The 22,720-nt window shown below is 48.3% G+C and carries 21 protein-coding genes; 9 read left to right on the top strand and 12 right to left on the bottom strand.

Going from position 1 to position 22,720, the window contains the following annotated elements:
* Nucleotides 1-227 precede the first annotated feature (227 nt).
* The 6 genes from rarD to DYD62_RS06670 all read right to left on the bottom strand — a co-directional run bounded on the left by rarD (nucleotide 228) and on the right by DYD62_RS06670 (nucleotide 5,082).
* Complete coding sequence (gene rarD / locus DYD62_RS06695) at nucleotides 228-1,136, bottom strand: EamA family transporter RarD (RefSeq protein WP_115226625.1); 909 nt, start codon at nucleotides 1,134-1,136, stop codon at nucleotides 228-230.
* 102 nt (nucleotides 1,137-1,238) lie between these two features.
* A complete protein-coding gene (locus tag DYD62_RS06690; protein WP_207916569.1) occupies nucleotides 1,239-1,712 on the bottom strand; it encodes a hypothetical protein in 474 nt (157 codons plus the stop codon).
* 75 nt (nucleotides 1,713-1,787) lie between these two features.
* Nucleotides 1,788-2,369, bottom strand: a complete 582-nt coding sequence (locus DYD62_RS06685) for a hypothetical protein (RefSeq protein ID WP_115226624.1) — start codon at nucleotides 2,367-2,369, stop codon at nucleotides 1,788-1,790.
* Nucleotides 2,370-2,691: 322 nt separating this feature from the next.
* The gene (locus DYD62_RS06680; RefSeq protein WP_207916566.1) at nucleotides 2,692-3,516 is read right to left on the bottom strand and encodes a PhzF family phenazine biosynthesis protein; all 825 of its coding nucleotides are present in this window, start codon (nucleotides 3,514-3,516) and stop codon (nucleotides 2,692-2,694) included.
* Nucleotides 3,517-3,880: 364 nt separating this feature from the next.
* Nucleotides 3,881-4,360, bottom strand: coding sequence for a DUF2314 domain-containing protein (locus tag DYD62_RS06675; RefSeq protein WP_115226622.1), 480 nt, complete (start codon nucleotides 4,358-4,360; stop codon nucleotides 3,881-3,883).
* A 104-nt stretch (nucleotides 4,361-4,464) separates the two neighbouring features.
* Nucleotides 4,465-5,082, bottom strand: a complete 618-nt coding sequence (locus tag DYD62_RS06670) for a hypothetical protein (RefSeq protein WP_115226621.1) — start codon at nucleotides 5,080-5,082, stop codon at nucleotides 4,465-4,467.
* A 399-nt stretch (nucleotides 5,083-5,481) separates the two neighbouring features.
* On the opposite strand from DYD62_RS06670, the gene DYD62_RS06665 reads away from it, so the two are divergent.
* Nucleotides 5,482-7,383 carry a B12-binding domain-containing radical SAM protein gene (locus DYD62_RS06665; RefSeq protein ID WP_115228226.1) on the top strand — a complete coding sequence of 634 codons (1,902 nt, stop codon included), beginning with the start codon at nucleotides 5,482-5,484 and terminating at the stop codon, nucleotides 7,381-7,383.
* A gap of 213 nt (nucleotides 7,384-7,596) precedes the next feature.
* On the opposite strand, the gene DYD62_RS06660 is transcribed toward DYD62_RS06665, so the two are convergent.
* The 3 genes from DYD62_RS06660 to DYD62_RS06650 form a co-directional block, all read right to left on the bottom strand.
* Entirely contained in the window at nucleotides 7,597-8,094 is a 498-nt protein-coding gene (locus tag DYD62_RS06660) for a hypothetical protein (RefSeq protein WP_115226620.1), read from the bottom strand.
* Between the two features lie 119 nt (nucleotides 8,095-8,213).
* Entirely contained in the window at nucleotides 8,214-8,924 is a 711-nt protein-coding gene (locus DYD62_RS06655; protein ID WP_115226619.1) for a transmembrane-type terpene cyclase, read from the bottom strand.
* On the bottom strand, nucleotides 8,921-10,006 hold the full coding sequence (locus DYD62_RS06650; RefSeq protein WP_165928678.1) for an oxygenase MpaB family protein: 1,086 nt from the start codon (nucleotides 10,004-10,006) through the stop codon (nucleotides 8,921-8,923). Before DYD62_RS06650 ends, DYD62_RS06655 begins: the two co-directional genes overlap by 4 nt.
* 114 nt (nucleotides 10,007-10,120) lie before the next feature.
* Here DYD62_RS06650 and DYD62_RS06645 point away from each other — a divergent pair, with 114 nt between their 5' ends.
* The 7 genes from DYD62_RS06645 to DYD62_RS06615 all read left to right on the top strand — a co-directional run bounded on the left by DYD62_RS06645 (nucleotide 10,121) and on the right by DYD62_RS06615 (nucleotide 18,670).
* The gene (locus DYD62_RS06645) at nucleotides 10,121-10,399 is read left to right on the top strand and encodes a hypothetical protein (RefSeq protein ID WP_115226617.1); all 279 of its coding nucleotides are present in this window, start codon (nucleotides 10,121-10,123) and stop codon (nucleotides 10,397-10,399) included.
* 72 nt (nucleotides 10,400-10,471) lie between these two features.
* Entirely contained in the window at nucleotides 10,472-13,165 is a 2,694-nt protein-coding gene (locus DYD62_RS06640) for a hybrid sensor histidine kinase/response regulator (protein WP_115226616.1), read from the top strand.
* Between the two features lie 464 nt (nucleotides 13,166-13,629).
* Nucleotides 13,630-14,637 carry a methionine ABC transporter ATP-binding protein gene (locus tag DYD62_RS06635; protein WP_115228225.1) on the top strand — a complete coding sequence of 336 codons (1,008 nt, stop codon included), beginning with the start codon at nucleotides 13,630-13,632 and terminating at the stop codon, nucleotides 14,635-14,637.
* The gene (locus tag DYD62_RS06630; protein ID WP_115226615.1) at nucleotides 14,637-15,311 is read left to right on the top strand and encodes a methionine ABC transporter permease; all 675 of its coding nucleotides are present in this window, start codon (nucleotides 14,637-14,639) and stop codon (nucleotides 15,309-15,311) included. Before DYD62_RS06635 ends, DYD62_RS06630 begins: the two co-directional genes overlap by 1 nt.
* Before the next feature lie 86 nt (nucleotides 15,312-15,397).
* Complete coding sequence (locus tag DYD62_RS06625) at nucleotides 15,398-16,171, top strand: MetQ/NlpA family ABC transporter substrate-binding protein (RefSeq protein WP_099396980.1); 774 nt, start codon at nucleotides 15,398-15,400, stop codon at nucleotides 16,169-16,171.
* A 386-nt stretch (nucleotides 16,172-16,557) separates the two neighbouring features.
* Entirely contained in the window at nucleotides 16,558-18,150 is a 1,593-nt protein-coding gene (locus DYD62_RS06620) for a jacalin-like lectin (RefSeq protein WP_115226614.1), read from the top strand.
* A 178-nt stretch (nucleotides 18,151-18,328) separates the two neighbouring features.
* Nucleotides 18,329-18,670: a zinc ribbon domain-containing protein YjdM gene (locus DYD62_RS06615; protein ID WP_115226613.1), complete on the top strand. Its 342-nt coding sequence runs from the start codon at nucleotides 18,329-18,331 to the stop codon at nucleotides 18,668-18,670.
* 62 nt (nucleotides 18,671-18,732) lie between these two features.
* Here the strand turns inward: DYD62_RS06615 and argJ are convergent, their stop codons facing one another.
* Nucleotides 18,733-19,962 carry a bifunctional glutamate N-acetyltransferase/amino-acid acetyltransferase ArgJ gene (gene argJ / locus DYD62_RS06610; protein ID WP_115226612.1) on the bottom strand — a complete coding sequence of 410 codons (1,230 nt, stop codon included), beginning with the start codon at nucleotides 19,960-19,962 and terminating at the stop codon, nucleotides 18,733-18,735.
* Nucleotides 19,963-20,255: 293 nt separating this feature from the next.
* On the opposite strand from argJ, the gene DYD62_RS06605 reads away from it, so the two are divergent.
* Nucleotides 20,256-21,200 (top strand): DegV family protein, encoded by a 945-nt coding sequence (locus tag DYD62_RS06605; RefSeq protein WP_115226611.1) that lies wholly within the window; start codon nucleotides 20,256-20,258, stop codon nucleotides 21,198-21,200.
* A gap of 538 nt (nucleotides 21,201-21,738) precedes the next feature.
* On the opposite strand, the gene DYD62_RS06600 is transcribed toward DYD62_RS06605, so the two are convergent.
* Nucleotides 21,739-21,999 (bottom strand): SemiSWEET transporter, encoded by a 261-nt coding sequence (locus DYD62_RS06600; protein ID WP_115226610.1) that lies wholly within the window; start codon nucleotides 21,997-21,999, stop codon nucleotides 21,739-21,741.
* Complete coding sequence (locus DYD62_RS06595) at nucleotides 21,996-22,649, bottom strand: HAD-IA family hydrolase (protein WP_115228224.1); 654 nt, start codon at nucleotides 22,647-22,649, stop codon at nucleotides 21,996-21,998. Before DYD62_RS06595 ends, DYD62_RS06600 begins: the two co-directional genes overlap by 4 nt.
* Between the last annotated feature and the right edge of the window lie 71 nt (nucleotides 22,650-22,720).

Below are 22,720 nucleotides of genomic sequence, written 5' to 3'. Positions count from 1 at the left end.
GGGGGATTTGCAGTTGACGATGAGCTTAAATAAGCAAAAAACCAAAGGCAAATCCCCCTTTTACAAAGGGGGAAGCAAAATCCCCTTTAACAAAGAGAGAAGCAGCAGCTAAAACACGGCCTAAAGTTGTGTAGATACTGATGTACGCTAAGTCCATGCTAGGGCAGGTGCAAGCCGTGTGTTTTTCAACATGGCTCGCAGCTTACCGCCCTAACAATAACGCCATATCACACCGCTTCATCCGCCAAGCGGCTGGCCTTCCAGTAGCTCATCAAACCTGCTGCAGAATAAATAAACAGCGCGGTCCAGATCAAAGAAAAACCAATCATCCGATCCGTACCAAACGGCTCTTGATACAGCCACACCCCTAGCAATAATTGCAGACTTGGGCCGATATACTGGATAACACCCACGGTAGCCAGCTTTAGCGTTCTGGCCCCCGAAGCAAACATCAACAGCGGTAAGGCCGTCACCACGCCTGCCCCCATCAGTAAAGCATCGATACTCCAGCTGATATTACCCAAAGCGCCCTGCCCTTGAAACTGAAACCAAAGCAAAGCCGCAATCGCCAGTGGGGCCATCAAAAACGTCTCTAAGGCTAAGCCCTCTAAAGACGGCAAGCTGGCTCTTTTACGCAACAAGCCATACACCCCAAAACTCAGCCCAAGGCACAGTGCAATCCACGGCAATGTGCCTGCCGCAATGGTAATCCACAGCACGCCCAAGGCCGCCAGCCCAACGGCAAAGCTTTGCGAGCGGCTCAGCTGCTCGCCCAAAAACAAACGCCCCAGCAACACATTAATCAGCGGATTAATAAAATATCCCAAGCTGGCATCCACCACGCGATTTTCATTCACCGCCCAGATATAGAGCAGCCAATTGAGCGATAGCAACAAGGAAGACAGCGCAAATACGCCCAGCACCCGTGGGTTTTTCACGGCCGGAATCAGCCAAGCCCAGTTTTTTTGCAACAATAAAATCACCGCCACAAACACCGCCGACCAAACAATCCGGTGCGAAATAATCTGCAGCGCATCAATCCCGTGCAAAGACTTCCAGTAAAGCGGAAACAGGCCCCAAATCACAAAGGCCAGCACAGTAAACAAAACCCCGCGCGAAGTATTCGGTGTAGACATAGAAAAAACCAAAGAAAGTAGCCAGAAAAGCAGCAAAGGACCACTTTAAAGGATACGGCACAGCAGCTTCAAGCAATATCTCGCTACAAACTGTAGGGGGTCTTAGAAGACTCCCGCGTCTCCATTATCGAAAGCCTGTCGCCAGATTTTATAACCGGTCAATTCTTCCGCAGTCACGGGAGCGTATCCAACCCATGTTTGCCCAGTAGCCGCACCGGGAGCACGATTGGGTGTATGTGCCACTTTGACAGTCCACTTTCCCGTTTTCGCCGCCGCACTTGCTTCTTCGAAGGTCTTGAATTCGTTGTCGCCGTATGAGGCACTAACGACCAATAAGTAATCATCTTCGCTTGCCACGAACGGGCGACCTTGAATATTGATGAACGCTCCCCTATTGAGGGAGATGCGATCAATCTTGAGAATTTTGTTGACGGCAAATTTGCCATCACCTCTCCGACTTACAAGGAGATCACCCTCTTTGAATGGAAATACTTTGTAGTCAGGTGGGAAAAAATTCCCAGCTTGAGTCGTCATAGAGATCAGCACCAACAGAAGAGTAAATAGTTTGGGCAGCATGGAGAGAGATTCTGATGCTTAAAGTGGGAATTCAGCGGACGGCGCAGGTGGTTCGCCAGAATAGCGGGGTAGATTTCACTCTTTCTGGCCCGTCTCGTCGTTCCCCAGATCCCCAAACGTAATTGCCACTTTCTGGCCTAATGCTCCAGGGACTTTCCTGAGTTCATCTGAAAGAACATGCAGCTTCTCCTGAAGCTGACCAAGTATGGTTGATATATGCGAATTGAGTCGAGTCGCAGACACTTCTTTCGCCAACTCAAATGGAAGTTCTGCGACAAGCAGCCATCCGATTTTGTCGTGGTCCAAGAGTTGAACGGGAACAATGTCGGCATCCGAGTGAGCAATAGCCTTGTTTCTTAAGCTCATCAGCTTTGTGTGCAATGTTTTGTCAACGCTAGGGAATAAGTCAATACTTATCTGATTTGTTGCGATGCCGGCGCCATTGTTGGCGCCGAATGGCCTGCAATACGAGACAACAGCAGAAGAAAGCAGGGATTGCCGTAAAGCTGCATCAGCTGCTTTATCTCCAAGACTGACTGGCAATTTTTCAAGTGCGTCCAGAAAACCAGCGGCTTCTAGCAAGTCTCGATTCGCCATGGCAAGACGGGTCGCAATCTTGACTTTCGGTAATGCCGTGTTTTGCGCAATGTGGGGCATAAGTAATCCTAGACTTGTAAAATCTTACGTTCAACGCAAGGGGCGGCCGCAGGTGGATGTCCCCTTGACGAAGAGCAATGGGATCAGGTCTTACATTTAGCATGAAATAAAATTTACCATAGTTTGCAAGACTGGCTCAATATAATTGCTTTATGTCAAATGTAAGACCTGACCCTATGGTTTCAGCAATCATTGCCGCAATCAATAGAGAGTGGATCATTATTGGCATTTAATTTACGGCCACAAATTTTACAGATTATGAAAAGCCTAACGCTTAGATAAGCTGTAATTTCGACACGAAATAATCAGCTTGATTTATATGTCAGCTTAAATTTATTACTCCCTCCTTATATATCACGGCATTTCCTGCAATAACCACATGATCCGCTTCTTTCTTGCATATCAATTTTCCACCACGCTCTGATAGCTGCATCGCAATTAATTCATTCTTACCCATTTTATTGCTCCAAAGCGGAATTAATGAACAGTGCGAGGATCCAGTCACTGGGTCTTCAAGAATTGTTGATTGTGGCGTAAAGTATCTTGATACAAAGTCTGAGTTATCACCCTTTGCTGTCACACATAAACCACCTGGATCAAGATTAATTTGATTGAATACGTCTAAATCAACCTTTATATCCCTTATTTGTTTTTCACTATCATAAATAAAGATATAATCACGTGATTTGTATATCTCTGCTGGTTTTATATTAACGGACTTTAGCAAGATGTCTGGTGCTGATGCAGCGATTGGGGTTCTTTTCGGGAAAGACAATGAAATCAAGTCATTATCGATGACTGCTTTCAATTCACCACTGATTGATTGAAAAATAATGGTATTGATAGAATCAATAAATTTGTTTACAACAAATGCTGCCGCAAGTGTTGCGTGACCGCAGAGATCCATTTCTATATCTGGCGTAAACCATTTAATATGATAGGTTTCATTCTCTTTTACGACAAATGCAGTTTCTGGCAGCGCATTTTCCCTAGCAATTTGGCACATGATCTTATCTGGCAGCCATTTTGGCAAAATACAAACGCCCGCTGGATTACCGTGAAATATCTCATTAGTAAAAGAATCAACATGAAAATACCTTATTTGCATTTCTTCTCCTGCACGATGAATTAAGCCAACGTTAAACACAGCAGCGGGCCTACGCTGCAATTAGATATAGAAAAACCACACGCTCCGGCCAGTCTGCTTGAATGCTATGTTAGGCGTATTGCTGCTGTAAAAAGATAAAACCCCCTTTTTTGAAATAAACCACAAAACTAAATAAAGGGGCCACGAAAACAGGACTAAGAAATTAAAAGCGTATTAATAAACGGCGTAAACAAAAAGCTGAAAAACAGGATAAAAATATCAACACAAACTGCCACTACAACGCGCCAGCTAACAAACAAGATTGGCCAAGGGAGCCTAACGTCCAAGTCCAGCCGCTGCCGAGGAGCGGAGCGACGAGGGAACCCCAAAGCTGCGCTTAAGGGTAGACAGCTACAACGCCGTGTTAGACCAGATCTGCTAGCCAGCGAAACGGCGCTTGGTCACGATATCCAGCCTTTTCTTTATCTGAGAACTTAGCCCACATGACTTTGAAGGTGAAGCCGCCAACACCAACGCCATTTACAACATAAAGCCAGTCAGAAATTCGCGGCCGTTCAATTTCTATGCGGTCGCCCTCTCGCACGACATTGGTGTAAATCGGTTCACCGTTCACTATGCCAAATACCGAGTCGCCACGTTTCTCGATATCTGAGAGAAATATGTGTTCGACTTTAACGTTCCGCTTCGATGCTGGGAATGAGTACTTGACCAACGCTTGCTCAAAGGCGGGAACTACGCGCCGACTTTCCTCTTCGAGAGCCGCGATGAACTCGGGGTAACTTTCTTGAGCACGGCTAATTGCACTGAGCATTTCCGTGTCCTCCCCTTCAAACCAAGATATCGGTTCAGCTGGTAGATTCTTTCGGCGAAACATTCCAAACATGTTGGCTCCTATGAGAAAGGTATGGTCTAACGTAGAGCGAACCGGCGCTGCGCGGCTTTATCGCTCAACGACCCGCAACTGAAAGGGGCAAGTTGAGCGCAGTGCTATGCATTTTCTTCCACAAGCATGACGCTAAAGTCCGTTATTTCTTTCAAGTTGGGAAATTCTTCACTGCGCTGACCCCACCAATAAATGGACTCTCGGTATAGCAAATATAGAAACTTGTGATACTTCTGGTAGAACTCACTAAGGCTGAGAGTTGATGCCCGCTCATAGGCGACATGACCTATCGCCTTATTTCTGAACTCTCTGAAATCTTTCGCGAAATCAGCAGGAACGGTAATGTCGTAGCAGCTAATGTGATTTACCCAAGATGGAGCCGTTCCATTTATTATGGCATCTCGGTACTTATCCATAATTCGCTGAGCATGATGCATTACATAGCCTTCAATTATCCTTATTCGTTGATCGCCCTTTTTGTTTGTAATGTCTGTATTCTTGGCATCGCGAGCATGGCACCCCATGAGAAACTCGTACAAATGATGTATGAAGCTTGCATAGGCATTGTAGGTTTTGTAGGAAAGCTCTCGTGTTTGCCCATGCATTATCATCTGTTCGGCATGCTTACAAAACTCTTTGAAAGCATCATCGCACCTCATGAACTCATGAGTTAACACAGTACAGTGATCGTTATCTACGTCATCGCCAGCTTCAAATTTCACCGCCGCCTCCAAATGCCTAACAATATGTAGATCCCCTAAAATGACAGAAAAACCGCCATCCGAGGTGCACAAAAAACCCCGCCCCTAAGGAATACCTTGCTAGGCGCAGCCTGAGGTATTTTATGCCGTCATACTACACCCGATAAGCGGCGCTTCCTACTCCATCCTTATCAATTTGGTCAGGTTCGCGAATAAAAGCGCTTCCGCCATACAAGTTTAATTCTTAGCTAAAATCCGCTGATTTATCCCTAGCAAGAGTAAGCAGACCTAAGCGCAATTGCTAGTCTCCATCGCGATAAACCTTGAGCTTCGCCCCCACAAGCCAACACAGCAGCTCTGAGTTACAATGCGCGTTTAGTGGCAGGCTCTGCCCTGCTGCGTATTTTCTTGGATTTTGCTATGTCTACGCCCCGCGTGCTGTCTGTTATCCCTCCGATGACGCAGCTCAACACCCCCTACCCTTCTACCGCCTATATCACGGGTTTTTTGCGCTCACGTGATGTGGATGCCGTGCAGGAGGATTTGGCGCTGGCGCTGGTGCTTAGATTGTTTTCTAAAGCGGGGCTGCTAGAAGTCAAAGCCTGTATCGATGCCTTGCCAGCTCGCCAGCGCAGTTTTCAGGTGCAGGCCTTTGTTGATCAGTTTGATCTTTACCTTGCTACCATCGGCCCGGCCATTGCCTTTTTGCAAGGCAGGGATTCCACCGTGGGCCACCGGATTTGCTCGCGCCAGTTTTTGCCGGAAGGCTCGCGCTTTGAATCCTTGGATGTGTATGTGGACGATGAAGGTGGCGATCCGCTGGCTTGGGCTTTTGGTGCGCTGGGTATGCAAGACCGGGCGCGGCATTTGGCTACGCTGTATCTGAACGATATTTCAGATGTACTCCGGGATGCGGTCGACCCGCGTTTTGAATTTGTGCGCTACGCCGAGTCCCTAGCCTCCAGCCAGCCTAGCTTTGATCCGCTGGCGAAAGCCTTGGGCGAGCCACTCAATCTGGTGGATAGCACGCTGCTGGAGCTGACGCTGGCATCGGTTAAAAAGCACGCCCCCACCATCGTCTTAGTGTCTGTGCCCTTTCCCGGCGCAGTGTACGCAGCCTTTAGGATTGCTCAGGCGATTAAGCAGCATCACCCTGAAATCGTGCTGGCGCTGGGCGGCGGCTTTGTAAATACCGAGCTACGCGAGATGTCGGACCCGCGTGTATTTGATTATTTTGACTTTGTAACGCTGGACGACGGCGAGCGCCCGCTGCTGGCCCTGCTCGATCATCTTTATGGCAAGCGCAGCCAACAACGCTTAGTGCGCACCTTTGTCAGGAATGATGGAGAGGTCAAATATATTAACTTTGTAGAGCCAGATATCGCCTTTGCCGAAGTTGGCACCCCAACTTGGGATGGCTTGCCGATTGATCGCTACCTATCGCTCTTAGATATGCTCAACCCCATGCACCGGCTGTGGTCAGATGGGCGCTGGAATAAGCTAACCGTGGCGCACGGTTGCTACTGGAAAAAATGCAGCTTTTGCGACGTGAGCCTCGATTATATCTCGCGCTATGATGGCGCATCGGCCGCCACTCTCGTTGATCGCATCGAAGAAATTATTGCCGAAACAGGCCAAACCGGCTTTCACTTTGTTGACGAAGCCGCCCCGCCCAAAGCACTAAAAACACTGGCGGCAGAATTACAAAAGCGCAATCTGGCGATTTCTTGGTGGGGCAATATCCGCTTTGAAAAATCTTTCAGCCCCGAGCTGTGCCAATCGCTGGCCGATAGTGGCTGTATTGCCATCTCTGGCGGGCTGGAAGTGGCCTCTGATCGCCTACTCACCTTGATGAAAAAAGGCGTATCCATCGATCAAGTTGCCCGAGTGACGCGAGCCTTTACCGACGCAGGTATTCTGGTCCACGCTTACTTGATGTATGGCTTTCCCACCCAAACCGTGCAAGATACGGTGGATGCGCTGGAATACGTACGCCAGCTCTTTGCCGAAGGCTGTATTCAATCGGGCTTTTTCCACCGCTTTGCCTGCACCGTGCATTCGCCAGTAGGCCAGCATCCAGAAGAATACGGCATCGAGCTGCTGCCGCTACCCGAAGTCACCTTCGCCAAAAATGATGTGGGATTTATCGACCCCACCGGCGTAGACCACGACACCCTTGGCGTGGCCCTGAATAAAGCGCTGTACAACTATATGCACGGCATTGGTCTGGATGATGATGTGCGGGTATGGTTCAGCGGAAAAGTGCCACGTACCACGGTACCAAGAAATAAGATTGCTAGAGCGCTGGCGGGGAAAGGCTAGGCATCATTCACGTACAGGCGTCGATCATAGCGATGTAAGGCGGGTTAGCCAAAGGCGCAACCCCTCTCTGACTTTGATATCACAGCGGGCAATCAGCGTGGGTTGATAAAACCAACCCACGCTTTATGGCTATCAAAGGAAATAGTGAGGCATTTAGCGGATAAGACTTTAACCCTAGTTACCTAGCAACCCAATTCCCTGCAACAAAAAAACTCATTCAGGCAATGTATCTTTGCACCATCCATCAAAGAAAGGTTGCCTCCATTGCCGATCAATGTATTTTTCATTATCAATAACGCCTTTTGCGTCTTGCTTGCTGATCGTCAAATTGCAATTCCCCGTTAAAGGCTGAATAACTAATCGAATTTTGTATTCTGATTCATCCGGAAAAAAAGTTGCAGCTTTATAGCAATAATTAACCTTTCCTCCACCGTCGAAAGAATAACCAACAAATAAAGCAAGCGGCTTAGCTATTGGAACGCTAACAGTCCTCGATATTTTTGTATTGACAAAATGCACCTTGCTGCAATCTTTAGCATTCTCGTAAATACCGAACATATAGTGTACTTTTTCTCGCCCAGCATCCAAGAAGGTTAGCTTAGCGACTGGCTCACCCGGCTTAGTAAACTCATGAGGAGGAATTAATGGTGAATCCTGGTGTGGCACTGCGCAAGCAGACAGCAATATGGATGTTATTAGTATTGCACGCATTGTTCTCTCAATAATTAAACCATTCGAGTCTTACTTTATTTTTATATTTTCTTTTATGAATCATTGAATATCATTTATTTTATAAAAAAATTATAAAAACATAAAAAAAATCTATTTGATTACATCGATTCAAAACTAGATCTTTTCCTCAACCTCAACACATACCCACAATACCCCAAATCCAATAAAGTCGAGGCTACAGCTAGGGTTAAGATAAAGTAATCGTGGGGATAGTGCAGATACATAAATATTGAAACTAAGCCCGTGCCCAAAGTACGCGTCCAAGCTATCGCCCATGCATAGCCAATGGTGGAGGGTTGTTGTACTAATAAAATAAAGCAGAGCAGGCTGATAATAAACTGGCAGATATAGGCAGAGCGTGCGCCGATTGGGGTTTCAATACCAGATAGCGCCATAGTCCAATACAATAAAACAAAGAAAACCACGCCAGCCCACACAATAGGCTGGTAATAGCGTTTAAATAACGGAGTGGTAAATTGGCCTGTGCCTAGTTTTAATACTTGCCAAAAAATAAACAGGTCAAAAAACAGCCAAGCCCGGTAAGTCCAGACTAAAAATACGCCCATATCGGTGCGCAGCAATACGCCCCATACAAATTCCCATGCCAGATTACTTGCTGCGGCAATCACGGCCATTTCAACGCATTGATGGCGTTTGGCTTGCAATAAAATCAGCACATAAGCCACCACCCAAAGCAGGCAGCCTATGGCAAAAAAGGCCAGTTGCAGCGGCGTATACACACTGCCATCAATACTGATTGTATTAAACCATGCTTCAGGATTATTGCTGCCTGTACTCAGCAAGATCATGCCTCGCTCCTCTGCAGCATGGGGCACTGTGCTGCGGATGGGCGCATTTGTTCGGGGATTTGAAAGGCTTGGCCACAATAGGGGCTGGCCCAGTGCTTTTGTAAGACTTCCATAAAGTGCTCGCCATATTCTTGCATAAAGCTTTCTACGGTATGCGAGCTATTAGCTAGGCGGCTTTTCCAGCGGAAAACCCAGCGCAGCACATCCATCATCCAGCTCCAGCTATTGTGCTTTTTAAGCCCCAGATAGCTGGCATTGCGGCTACCTAACAGCTTGACCATTAATTCAGGCACAAGGTCTGCAGCCAGATCTGGCAAATTGGCTTGCAAGAAGGCCACATGGGCTTTGGTCAGCATTTTACCGGCATCAGAGGGGCCAAAATTACGGCGTTGCAATGCCCGCCATACTTCGCGCGCTTCATTAATGTTCACCGGCATGGCTTCAGGGTGAATGCCGAGTGCGGCACCAATTACCCGCCATAAATACAGCTGGTCTTCTTCCTGCTCTTTACTGACCTTAACCCCCAGCTGACGCAAGCCTTCGATTGCCTGTTGAGAGAAAGCCAGCATGGTGCCGATCAGCTCTTCCTGATTAATCGGTACGCCCCAGTCTGCATGCCAGTTTTCTGCAGCACCACGCTGTTTGGAGCGGGCAAAATGGCGTACAGCGGCATGGATCAGGCGAATTTTGCGAATCGTCAGCAAGCCCTTGCCATCGGGATCAAGGCCGCCAGGCTCGGCTACATTCAGAATAAAGCGCAGCGTTTCAGAAGCACGGCGTTCAAAATGCCCGGTAAGCTGGCCGGTAGCCGCCAGAACCTGTGCCCCGCCCACCCGGCCCGCATAAAGCACAGGCAAAGAACGGCACATCAGGCTGATACCAAAGGGAATGCCATAGGTCGTAAAAAACTGTTGTGCGCGCTCTAAGCGGGCAGCATCCACATCATCGGGCAGTTTGGCCGTGGCTTCTAAATAAGCCAGTAATTTGGGTGGGGTATCATTAGGCCATGCTATATATGTATCCAGCTGAGCCAAAATCTGATTAGCCTTGTTGATATTGCCGTTCAGAATCAAATCGCGCATACAAAGATCTGCGAGAGGATCTGCACTTATTTTGAGTTGGTCGAGCGTGGCATCAGACCAGATAGGAGCATTGATTCGTAGCATCACAATTTTACGCGCGTTCCTGCAGAGATCATGGTGAAAAACGATGATTTGTTTACCAAAAAAGCAAACAAACAGTCAGTGGCCGACAACAGTACGTCAGGTTTAGAGGCGATTTCAATAAATAATATCCATATCAATAGAAAGCGCTATAGCCTTTTTTCACCTAAAGCACGTATTATGCCGCTCTCATTATTCGCGACTTTAACCATTTTAACGCAAGTATTACTTGCATTGTTATTTTTTATTGTTTTTGAAGAAAGCTTTACTCAGGGCAAAGAAAATATATCGCATGCTTTTACTAAGAAATAGACCTTGTATATCCTGACACTCCATTCTCTTCTCAGGACTATCTCCCGATACTGGCTTGGGCCATGTCTGGCTATGTTTCTATTTGGCCAGGCTCAGGCATTCACGGTAAACGAGGGCATGGCGGGTGTTCAGATCGAGCATGAGCTGAAAGTGTGGCAAGACCCAAGCCGCCGCCTTGATGTGCACGGAGCAGAAAAACAGCGCGATACCGGCCAGTTTCACACTCCCAAAGGCCTGCTGCATGTGCTGGGCTACTCCCGTAATGCAGTCTGGTTTTCGTTTCGCCTGGATAATCCCAGCCCCAGCCCCATTAGCCATTATCTTGAATATACCGAGGCGCAAATCGGCGGGGTCACCCTTTACACGCGTCAAAAGGGTGAGCCATGGAAAAGCCAGCACTTTAATGCCGCTCAAAGCGAGTACAGCCGCCCCTTAGCCACAGTGCGCCCTATTTTCTTGCAAAAAATTCAGGCCAATACTCAGCTGGAAGTGCTGATGCGGGTGGTTTACAGCGAAGAAGAAGATATGGCGGGGCCCATTGTTTCTGATGTCCGGATATGGGGAGAAAAAGAATTTCTGCGTGCCAATAATCGGGAAATGCTGCTTTGGGGTGCCATGCTCGGCATCATGCTTTTAGTTTCTTTTGCTGCCTTAGCTGTTTTTTCTGCCGCCAGAGATCAGACCTTTTTATTTTACGGCCTTAATTTAATTACCCTGACCCTTGCCCATTTAAGTGCTACAGGTTTAATGCCCTTATATTTATGGCAGGGGCAATACAGCCTTACTCTTTTATATATATTAAGTGGCTTTTATTATATTTGTGCCGCCCAATTTGTACGGCTCTATTTAAAAACTTCACAAATCACACCAAGGCTTGATATTGGGTTAAAAGCCATTATTGCCTGCGGCGCTATCAGCAGCGCAGCAGCGCTATTTGGTTTTACCCAGTTTACCTTGCTGGCTTTAGAAATGGGCGGCGCAGGATTTTTACTCCATATTGCGGCCAGTTTATATGCGGTGCGTTACAGGGTTTCCGGGGCCAGATTATTTGCACTGGCATGGACTATTTATACAGTTTCGATCACGGTAACCTGGGGCTTACGTGGCTTTGGCCTGATAGACCATACGCCATTAAGCTATCGCTACAATTCTGTTGGCATTGTCATTGAAATTTTATTATTCAGCGCCGCAATGGCGCTACGCGTGGCAGAAATAAATCGGCAGAAAGAACGCCTTGAACACGCCTATCGCCTGCAATTAGAAAGAGAAGCCTCAGAGCTGGAAGCACTGGTGATGCAGCGAACGCACGAGCTGGATTTGGCCCGACGCGATGCAGAAGCGGGCAATCTTGCCAAGGGCAATTTCCTTGCCCATGTTAGCCACGAGATCCGCACGCCGCTGACTTCTATTCTGGGCTATGTAGACAGGCTGAAACACGACAACACGCTCAATACAGCCCAGCAGCAAAGCTTGTCGCATATTGCAGACAGCGGCGATTACTTATTAAGCTTGATTGGAAATGTGCTTAATGTCAGCAAATTAGAAGTGGGCCTTGCCCAGCTGGATGAAAGCACAATTTCAATTGAGGTTTTAGTCCGGCAATTAAAATCGCTTTTTGAAGAGCAGGCTAAATCAAAAAATATCAGCTTTACTATTCATTCTGAATTACAGGGTGATTTTGTATTAGACACGGGTAAATTACGCCAGATATTGGTTAATTTAGTTGGCAATGCCATTAAGTTTACAGAGCAAGGCAGTGTGCGCTTGTCTCTCAGCCTTGAGCAAATAAACGGTCAATCCTGCTTAATGGCCGAAGTCATTGATACCGGCCCGGGTATTGCCGAAGCAGATTGCCAGAAAGTATTTGCACCTTTCGAGCAAACCTGGCTGGGAAAACGCGCTGGGGGCGCGGGCTTAGGCTTATCAATTTGCAAAGACTTTGCACAATTGATGGGTGGCAGCATTTCCCTAAAAAGCGAACTAGGAAAAGGCGCTGATTTCACCGTTTGCGTGCCTGTACAAAGCAAGGCCACAGGCTCCCTGACGCCGCTGTACAGTGCTGAAACCATCAGGCTGGACGGGCAAACTATTTTAATTGCTGAAGACCAAGAAATTAACCGCGAATTACTGAATGAACTACTCCATACCGCAGGCGCTGAGGTTATCGCCTGTGAAGACGGCCTTTCCGCCCTGAGCGCCTGGCGTACAGCGGGCCCGATTGATACCGTACTGCTGGATTACCATATGCCGCTTATGAACGGCATGCAGGTTTCCAAAAGCTTACGAGCCCTACATTTCAAAGGCCGGATCTTACTGGTCAGCGCAGGGCATTCACCCAATCAAGCAGACCTCGCTGCAGCGGGTATCGACCAGTGGATAGAAAAACCTTTCCACCGCACCACCCTCTTTGCCGCCTTAGCCCAAACGGTAGCCACGGCAAACCAGGCGCCGGAACTGGCCATCCTAGATTTGGAACAGGTCGCACAGGCTTTGGCTTATCCCCCCGAAAAATGTATCAAAGTTGCACAAAGAGGCCTAGACAGAATTACGCTGCTCTTTACCCAGCTAACAGAAGAGTCGATCTTTGAAAACCGCCAGCGGCATGCCCACAGTGCCAAAGGTATTGCAGGGCAAATTGGAGCAAATCGCTTAAGCCATTGCCTTGGGCAATTAGAAAATAAGCCCGATGATCCCGCCATCCGCTTGCAGGCACAGGCAGAGATAAAAGCGGCCTTAAGCCAGCTACAGAAAAATCAGTCATCCTGATCAGGCGGACTTAAAAAGATCACCCTACCTTGCATGGCTGAATTCTATGGCGGCAAGGGGCGGGGAAACAGGTATAATCCTTACGCCTGAGCACCGGCATTCTTCGTGGTATTTATTACTAAATCCCCCAGAAAGACGTAAAGGACTCAATTAAACGGCTCGACAGCGCCCTGTCTGGCCGTTTTATGCTTTATTAGACTTAACTTAGCTGATTAAGGGTTTTGGGATTATTTGTTTGGGCTTTAGAATCCCCTGCTATTTTTTAAATCTGGCAGCCTTGCCTCCCTTAAGCGATCGCAGCGGAAAAAACCGGTTTTAGACAAACTTCATTCATTTTTTGCAAAGCGTTTGTGGTGATGACTCCCCACTTTGCCTGCAAAAATGAGCGATAAACAAAGCCGCTTTTTCCACAGCAGATCAGCCTTAAGCATGGCTTGCTGCTGGCCCATAAGGTTTGCACTACAGTGATTAAACTTGAAAACGTCAGCAAGGCTTATCGGGTCGATGGCCACGATATCCCGGCACTTGCTGGTGTGTCTTTATCGATTACCGCAGGTTCTGTATTTGGCATTATCGGCCACTCCGGCGCGGGTAAATCCACGCTGATCCGCCTGATCAATTTATTAGAGCGCCCTACTGGCGGGCGCATTTTGCTCGATGGCGATGATGTAACTGAGCTGAACGCTTCGGCCCTGCGTGGCCTGCGCCAGCAGGTTGGCATGATTTTCCAGCACTTTAATTTGCTGGGCTCCAAAACCATAGGCGAAAACGTTGCCTTTCCACTAAAAATTGCCGGCACGCTCAACAAGGCCCAAATCGCGCAGCGTGTTGATGAATTACTGGCCCTCGTAGGCCTTACCGATCATCGCGATAAATACCCGGCACAACTATCCGGCGGGCAAAAGCAGCGCGTCGGTATTGCCCGCGCCCTAGCTAACCGCCCCAAAGTGCTGCTTTGCGACGAAGCCACCAGCGCGCTTGATCCGCAAACCACGCAATCTGTTTTGCAATTACTGCTGGATATTAATAAGCAGCTGGGCCTGACCATTGTTTTGATCACGCATGAAATGGATGTGATCCGCACGATTTGCGATCGCGTGGCCGTGATTGATGGTGGCCTGATTGTGGAAGAAGGGCCGGTTACGCAGGTGTTTTTACACCCCAAGCACCCCACTACCCGCCGCTTTGTTTTCGAATCCGAGCATATCGATGAAAACAAACAGTACGATGATTACAAGCACGTTGAAGGCAAAATCGTACGCCTGACCTTTATTGGCAATTCAACATACCAGCCGATTCTGGGCTCAGTAGCCAGAGATTGCGCGGTAGATTTTAGTATTTTAGCCGGCCGTATCGAGCGCATTAAAGATACGCCTTGCGGCCAGCTTACCCTTGCCCTGAGCGGCCGTGATGTAGACGCTGCCCTCGCCCGCTTTAGCGCGGAAGGCATCGATGTAGAGGTATTACGCTAATGGAACTCTTTAATCAACTGACCGCCAATATTGATTGGGCAGAAATCTGGCTGGCAGGGCAAGACACGCTGCTGATGCTGGCTGGCTCCTTAGTGTTTACGCTGGTGCTTGGCCTGCCACTGGGTGTTCTGCTGTTTTTAACAGGCAAGCGCCAGCTGCTTGATCAGCCTGCGGTTTACGGGGTTTTATCTTTTCTTGTAAATGTACTGCGCTCTGTGCCGTTTGTGATCTTACTGATTATCATGATTCCGTTTACAGTATTGATTGCAGGCACTTCACTGGGCGTAGCAGGCGCAATCCCGCCGCTGGTGGTTGGCGCAACGCCCTTCTTTGCCCGCTTAGTTGAAACCGCCTTACGTGAAGTAGACCGGGGCATTATTGAAGCTACTCAGTCTATGGGCGCAAGCACAAGGCAAATTGTATTTGGCGCCCTGCTGCCCGAAGCCCTGCCGGGTATTTGGGCGGCCATTACTGTCACCGCCATTACCCTTGTTTCCTATGCCGCGATGTCTGGTGTGATCGGTGGTGGCGGCTTGGGTGATCTGGCGATTCGATTTGGCTACCAGCGCTTTCAGACCGACGTGATGGTGGTCACGGTGATCCTGCTGCTAATTCTGGTACAGATTTTACAAATGATCGGCGATCGTTTGGTTAGCCATTTCAGCCGCAAATAAACCAGAACTTTTACGCCAGACGATGTCTTAAGCCTTAAAATACAAACTGCTTTTTTGATGTTTACCTTACAAGGGAATAAACTTTTATGAAAAAGATCATTGCGCTACTTACAGCGGCCTTAGCTTTTAATGCACAAGCCGCAGATACACTGACTATTGGCGCAACGGCAGTTCCTCATGCCGAGCTGCTGGAATTTGTAAAACCACAGCTGGCTAAAGAAGGCGTAGATCTGAAAATCAAAGTATTTACTGATTATGTTCAGCCTAATGTGCAATTAGCAGAAAAACGCTTGGACGCAAATTTCTTCCAACACAAGCCATATCTGGATGAATTCAATAAAGGTAAAGGTACCCGCCTGCAAAGCGTGGCACTGGTGCATGTTGAGCCATTTGGTGCTTATTCCAGCAAAGTAAAATCGCTGAAAGACCTGAGCGAAGGCGCAACCGTAGCGATTCCTAACGATGCCACTAACGGCGGCCGAGCACTCTTGCTGCTGGAAAAAGCAGGCATCATTAAGCTAAAAGACAGCAAAAACATCCTGTCTACCAGCCGCGATATCGTAGAAAACAGCAAAAAGCTGAAATTCCGCGAGCTGGAAGCCGCCACGCTGCCACGCGTACTGACCCAAGTTGATTTAGCCCTCATCAACACCAACTACGCCCTTGCCGCCAATCTCAATCCAAGCAAAGATGCGCTGGCCATTGAAGGTGCACAATCACCTTACGCCAACATCCTTGTGGCCCGCCCTGATAACGCAGCCAGCCCAGCCATGAAAAAACTGATTGCTGCTTTAAACAGCCCGGCTGTTAAAACATTCATTACTGAAAAATACAAAGGCGCGATTGTTCCAGCGTTTTAATGCCTGAATAACCCGCCCTTAAAAAAACCTAGGCTGCAAGGCCTAGGTTTTTTTATACCCGCTGCCCGCCTGCGAAACAACCCTTCCCCCTTACAGATCATATTTTGCTGCACGCAAATAAGCGGCTTGCTACGCCCAGACTCTGTTGCCTCATCTTTTTTTAGCAAAGCAAAAATTAAGAACTATCATCATTTCTAAGATTTAAATAAAGTAAGAATATTGTAAACAAAAATAAAATATTCTTACAAAATATAGATCCGACTCTTTCAACAGGATGGATTACAGACTTAATACGTCCATTTAGCAGCGATTTAAATCGCCCTAGGCCTGCTGTGGGCACGTGCCCCCCGATCTGGCTCAATGAAAACCACTTTTAAGAGGTCAAAATGAAGCTCGCTACCACGCCACACCAGCAAGTGCAGCAACTGATCCATAGCTCGTTTGAGGGCAGCAACACGGCCAAGTTTCCGGTCAAAGGACAAGGAACAGTTTCGGTTCAACCCGCCTCATTCAATGCCTTTGCTATCGAACTGAAAAGCGACAATAGCAACACTGTCCGCCTAGAGATTGAAACCAGTGGCGTTCGCCTTCTCTATAACGGCGTTGAAATTTCCAAAAAATCCGGGGTTGGGCTCAACCCAAGCGGCGAGCTGCAACCCTATTGGCTTAGCCTCGACAGCAATAACAAACGGATACGCTACGGTAAGGGCGAAATGCTGCGCACGCTGATGCTTTTTGAATACAGCTGGGCACAGGCATCAGATAAGCAACTGAGTACAGCAGAAATCAATACGATTAATATTCAAAACACGGAAGTCAGCAAGCTGCAGCTACTGGCCATCCCTGTAAACCTTGATCCTTCGCCGCATATTGTTTCTATGGACGATGTAACGCTGGAGCTGCTGGCCGACAACAAAATCAGTGTGATTGCGGATCTGCCAGAAGCTTGCCAACGGCTCTATGCCAATGTTGCCGGTAAAAGCATGAGCCTGCGCCCGGCTGATTTTCCTGATTTCCCCGAAGCGATTCAGCACTCCATCCTGACGCCAGATTGTATTTGCTACAAAAAATTAGCAGAAAAACCAGCCGAATTTGGCTATCTGCGCGTCACCATTGATACCAATCTGGGCGATTCACCCGGCCAGCCCTATGTGTTAGAAATATGGCCTGCAGGCAATGGCTCGCCCATTCACGACCATGGCGATGCCTGTGCCGTGATCAAAGTGCTGTACGGGCAAATTCAGGTTTCCTTGTTTGCAGCGCTCAGCCCCCAGCTTTTAACACCATGGGGAAAAGTGATTATCCAGACCGATGAAGTTACCTTTCTGACCCCGGATTATTATCAGATTCACCAATTATTTAACCCCAAGCCCAAGGGTGATCAATTCTGCGCAACGATTCAATCTTATCGCTACGAAGCAGATGATACCCAACACTATGAATACTTTGATTACATTGAAAATGGGCAGATTAAGCAATTTGATCCGGATTCGGATTGGGCCTATTCAGACTTTAAAGCACAAATTCGTGAAGAATGGCTGGCGCGCTGGCAGGAAGGCCCGGCAGGTGAACAAAGCAGAAATTTTGACGATCATCCGGCGGCCAATGCCAGACTCTCACAGCTTTATATTCGCTCTGACTGGGTGATTGATGCCATACAAGCGGTATACGACACGCAAACCATGCCACAGCATGGTGGCAATGGCGGGCAGCTAACCACCATTTCCTTTGCCAGCGATGAATATATTACGGAGGTATCGGGGCAATTCGGGCAATATAAATTTGGCAATGTTACTTGCATTGCGCAGCTTAAAATTCGCACCAATAAACGTTTATTGCCCGCTATTGGTAAAGCAGAATCGATGAGTAATTTAAAAACATTCAGTTTTACAGCACCACCACAAAATGAAATCATCAGCTTTTTTGGCCATAGCAGCGAATATATCAATGGCCTTGGAATTCGTTTTCGCCCACGTTAACTGACTATGTAAAGGGGGCTATAAACCCCCTTTATGCCTGAATGAACAAGCCCCCTCCATTGAGCAGCCGCAATAAAGTGCAAAGTACACGTACAGACCTGCTGCCCCATTCAGGGCATTCAGCGATGGCAGCTGTTATAATCCGGCGAATCTGAATCAACTTCGTAGAAAAAACATCATGGCGAATATCCCTGCTTGCCCACAATGCACATTAGAAAACACCTATCCGGATGCAGAAAACTACATCTGTGCAGACTGTGGTTTTGAATGGCCAATGCAAGAAGCTGCCAGTGATGACAGTGACGACACCATTGTTAAAGACGCTAACGGCACCGTGCTGGTGGATGGCGATGCTGTGGTTTTAATCAAAGATTTAAAAGTAAAAGGCACATCCACCGTGCTGAAACAAGGCTCTAAAGTGAAGAGCATTCGCTTGGTATCCGGCGGAGATCATGAAGTAGATTGCCGCATGGATGCAGGCAACTTCATGCTGAAGGCTTGTTTTCTGAAGAAAGCTTAATATCTGAAAAACAGGGGTGGGGAGCTGAAAGTAATAAAACCTGCTCCCCTCCCCCCTGCATTTTAGCTGCGATAATCCGCATTAATTTTGACGTAATCGTAAGAAAAATCGCAAGTCCAGATGGTTGCAGATTCAGCGCCACGGTTTAGTTTTACGGTGATGCTGATTTCAGATTGCTTCAGCACGCGCTGGCCGTCTTCTTCCTTGTATCCAGCATAACGGCCACCGTCTTTGGCCACCAGCACGTCATCCAGCCACACTTCCAGCTTATCCACATCCAGATTTTCAACCTGCGAGTAACCAATCGCGCAGAGGATACGGCCCAGATTAGGGTCAGAGGCAAAGAACGCGGTTTTCACCAAGGGGGACCTGCCAATCGCATAGCCAACGGCTTTACATTCGGCGCGATCAATACCGCCTTCCACATTAATGGTGATGAATTTAGTTGCGCCTTCTCCATCGCGAATAATCGCTTTAGCCAGCGTCTGGCTGATTTCCAATACCGCATCGCGCAGGGTAATAAAATCTGCGCTATGCGTGTCAGCCACTTCTGTATTCCCCGCTTGGCCAGTCGCCATTAGGATAAAGCTGTCGTTGGTGCTGGTGTCACCATCCACCGTAATCGAGTTAAACGAGCGATCTGCCGACCAGCTGACTAATTCTTGCAGTACAGCTTGCGATACCGCTGCGTCAGTTGCCAGATAGCCCAGCATGGTCGCCATATTCGGGTGAATCATGCCCGCGCCCTTGCTGATGCCGGTAAGGGTCACGGTTTTGCCATCCAGCACAATTTTCTTGCTGGCGGCTTTAGGCGCCACATCGGTGGTCATGATGGCATGAGCGGCCTCAAACCAATTAGCGGGTTTTAGATCGCCAATGGCCGCATCCAGCGCATCAATAATTTTGGCAGCAGGCAGCGGCTCTAAAATCACGCCAGTAGAAAACGGCAGCACTTGCGCAGGGCTGATGTCTAAGCGCTCAGCCAGAGCAAAACAAATTTCTTTAGCGCGCTCATAGCCATCTAGGCCTGTGCCTGCATTGGCATTGCCAGTATTCACCACCAAGGCACGAATCTCGCCCGTGTCGGCAAGATGGCTGCGGCAAATACGCACAGGTGCAGCGCAAAATTTATTCAGTGTAAATACCCCGGCTGCACGGCTGCCCTTAGCTAATCGCATCACCAGCACATCTTTACGGCCTGCGGTTTTAACACCTGCTGAGGCAATACCAAGCTCTAATCCGGCAACAGGAAAAAGCTGGCTGGGATCAAGTGTAGGCAGATTAACGGGCATGACTAAAATCTCCGTAAGGGGCAAAAATAAATATTGTAAAGCACCTCTGTACTGTTGCTGGGAAAAACATAGTGCATTTATTCCACAGCGACCATTCCACGCTGTTTTAAAAGAAAAATTTAAAACAAATAAAACAGCATTAAGTATTCGGACTGCCATTTTTATACGGGTTTATCCCTGTAATAGAATTGAGATGTTAGTGATAAATTGCATTGCGCATTATTGTAAATCATGCGTTTAAAACAAAGCCGCATCAGACGGCCTTTCTTAAATAATGCCCAGAGGAGATAACAATGCGTATTGGCTTGGTCACGGATTCATGCTGCGATTTACCCCGGGATTTTCTGGATAAACATCAAATCGTCATTTTGCCCATTACCATTCATGGCAGTGATGGCACTTTTATTGATAATCGGGATCCTGCTGCTACGCGTGATTTTTATCGCCGCCAGGCTGCGGCAGGTGTGGCTGATTTTGAGTCAGAGCCTTTTTCAGCAGAGCAAATCCGTGAATTATTTTTATCCCGTCTTGTATTAGATTTTGATGCCGTTTTTTGCCTTACGGTAATGCAATCCCGCAGCCAGATTTTTAATCACTGCAGCCAAGCGGCCAGGGCTATTCTCACTGAATACCGCCCTATTCGCGAACAAGCCAGCCTGAATAAGCCCTTCACATTGCGCGTATTTGATAGCGCCAATATTTTTGCCGGCCAGGGATTAGTTGTCGCTGAAGTGGCCAGGTTAATCAGCCTGCAGGCTTCTAATTCTGAAATCACAAAACATATCGAGCGATTAACTCAAACCACGCAGGGCTTTTTAATGCCTGCCGATTTAGGCCAATTACGCCACCAAGCACGGCGCAAAGGCGATAAGAGTGTGGGCTTTTTATCCTATGCACTGGGCAGCGCACTCGATATTAAGCCGGTGGTACGCGCCTATCGTGGCATAACCGCGCCTGTTGCCCGTATTCACGGCTTTAATACAGGTGTTGAAAAACTATTTTCACTCGCCCGGGCCCATCTGGAGCGCGGCCTCTTTGCCCCCACCATTTGCGTCAGCTACGGCGGCGATCCGGCTGTTGTCACCGATATGCCTGCCTATCAAAAATTAAAACAGGCCTGTAAAAGCCATGGCGTGCAATTATTGCTTTGCGAAATGAGCACCACCGCAGGCGTAAATATCGGCTCAGGCGGCGTAGCCATTGCCTTTGCATCTGAAATTGAGGCGGAGCTGGATTAGGTGGTGCAAAGGAGAGGCCGGGTACCCTACATAGCTAGCTGTCATTACTCTGCTGCACATTGCAAATATTGAATCATCGCTGGGAGCTTGAAACCCTTGAATTTCGCGGGCTTCACCCTATGTGCACGAAGCAAAGTCACAAAGACCTTTTTAGTGCCTTCGGCACGTTATTTTAGGTGCGGGCGTCCCGCGGGACCTTCCTTTCTTGTGTGGCCAAGAAAGGAAGCGAAAGAAGGCCACCCCACGAAACACGAAGTCCCCTGCGCTGCGGACAATCGAGGCGGCGGCGGGCGGGATTGGCTCGTTCCTCGCTCCCAAGCGATCCCCCGCCCCGCTTGTTCCTCACTCCGGCGTGTTTCAAGGGGAGATTTAAGCCCCGTGCCAAGAGCTTAGTCGTGATCTTTTTTCTTTGTTTGCTACTAAAGACCAAATCAGGTGCACACACGGGGGCAGCTTGTACCCTGTCCTAAGAAAAACATGCCCTCATGCTGACAGGATTTGAAGCCAGGGCAAACAAAAACCCTGCTCGCCCTCCTATTTACTTCCGCTCAAAATAAAGTTTCATCACCAATACCGCACCAGCCAGTGCCAGCGTAATGGCATTGGCAATAATCAGCGGCAGCTCTTTAGTAAATACGCCATACACCAGCCATAGCAGCACCCCCGTTACAAACACCAGATACATGCCCAGCGAGATATCTTTTGCTGAGCGCGTTGTCCACACCTGCCACACCTGAGGAATAAATGCCGCCGTGGTACAAGCCCCGGCAGCAAAGCCCAGTAAATTTAGTGTATTCATTTTGGAAGGCTCAAAAATAAATAGCCATTATCCGCCGCAACGGTCACACCCCGCCAATCGGGCAACACAGCCAGTACATCCGGATGCAATTTTTGCGCCCCGCCGATTTGCACCACAGCGCAGCCTGCTGCCAGGGCGCTGGCAACGCCTGCAGGCGCATCTTCAAAAGCAATGCAATCGCTAGGTGCAAAATTTAATCGGCTAGCCGCCAGTCGATAAGCTTGAGGATCTGGCTTACCTGCGCTCACGTCTTCCGCACACACAATATGCGGCGGCACGGACAGCTGGCAGTAACCTAGGCGATTACTGGCCAGCTCCAGACCCGCCGAAGTAGCCACCGTCCAGCAAGCCTGCGGCAAAGCAGCAAGCAACCTCGCTGCACCGGGGATTTCTGTAATGCCTTCGCAATCTCCTGACTCATACCGATCAACCCAGCGCCCTTCCTGCACCGCATCCAGATAAGGGGCCACTTTGCGGATAGTATCTTCTGAGCGCACCCCTTGCTGTATCGCCATGACCTCGCTTAAATCTACGCCATGCTTCTGGCACCATGCCGACCAGACGGCTTCTACTTTGCTGGATGAATCAACCAGCGTGCCGTCCATATCAAATAAAAATGCGCGTGCCAATAAGACCATGGTATTGCTCATGCCAATCTCCTTTGAATGCGCAAATTCTGCCCGATATTTTTTGCTTAAAGTTCCAGCGCCAGATCTATTTC

The organism is Iodobacter fluviatilis (assembly GCF_900451195.1).
Taxonomy (GTDB): domain Bacteria; phylum Pseudomonadota; class Gammaproteobacteria; order Burkholderiales; family Chitinibacteraceae; genus Iodobacter; species Iodobacter fluviatilis.
This window is presented reverse-complemented; position numbering and strand designations above follow the sequence as displayed.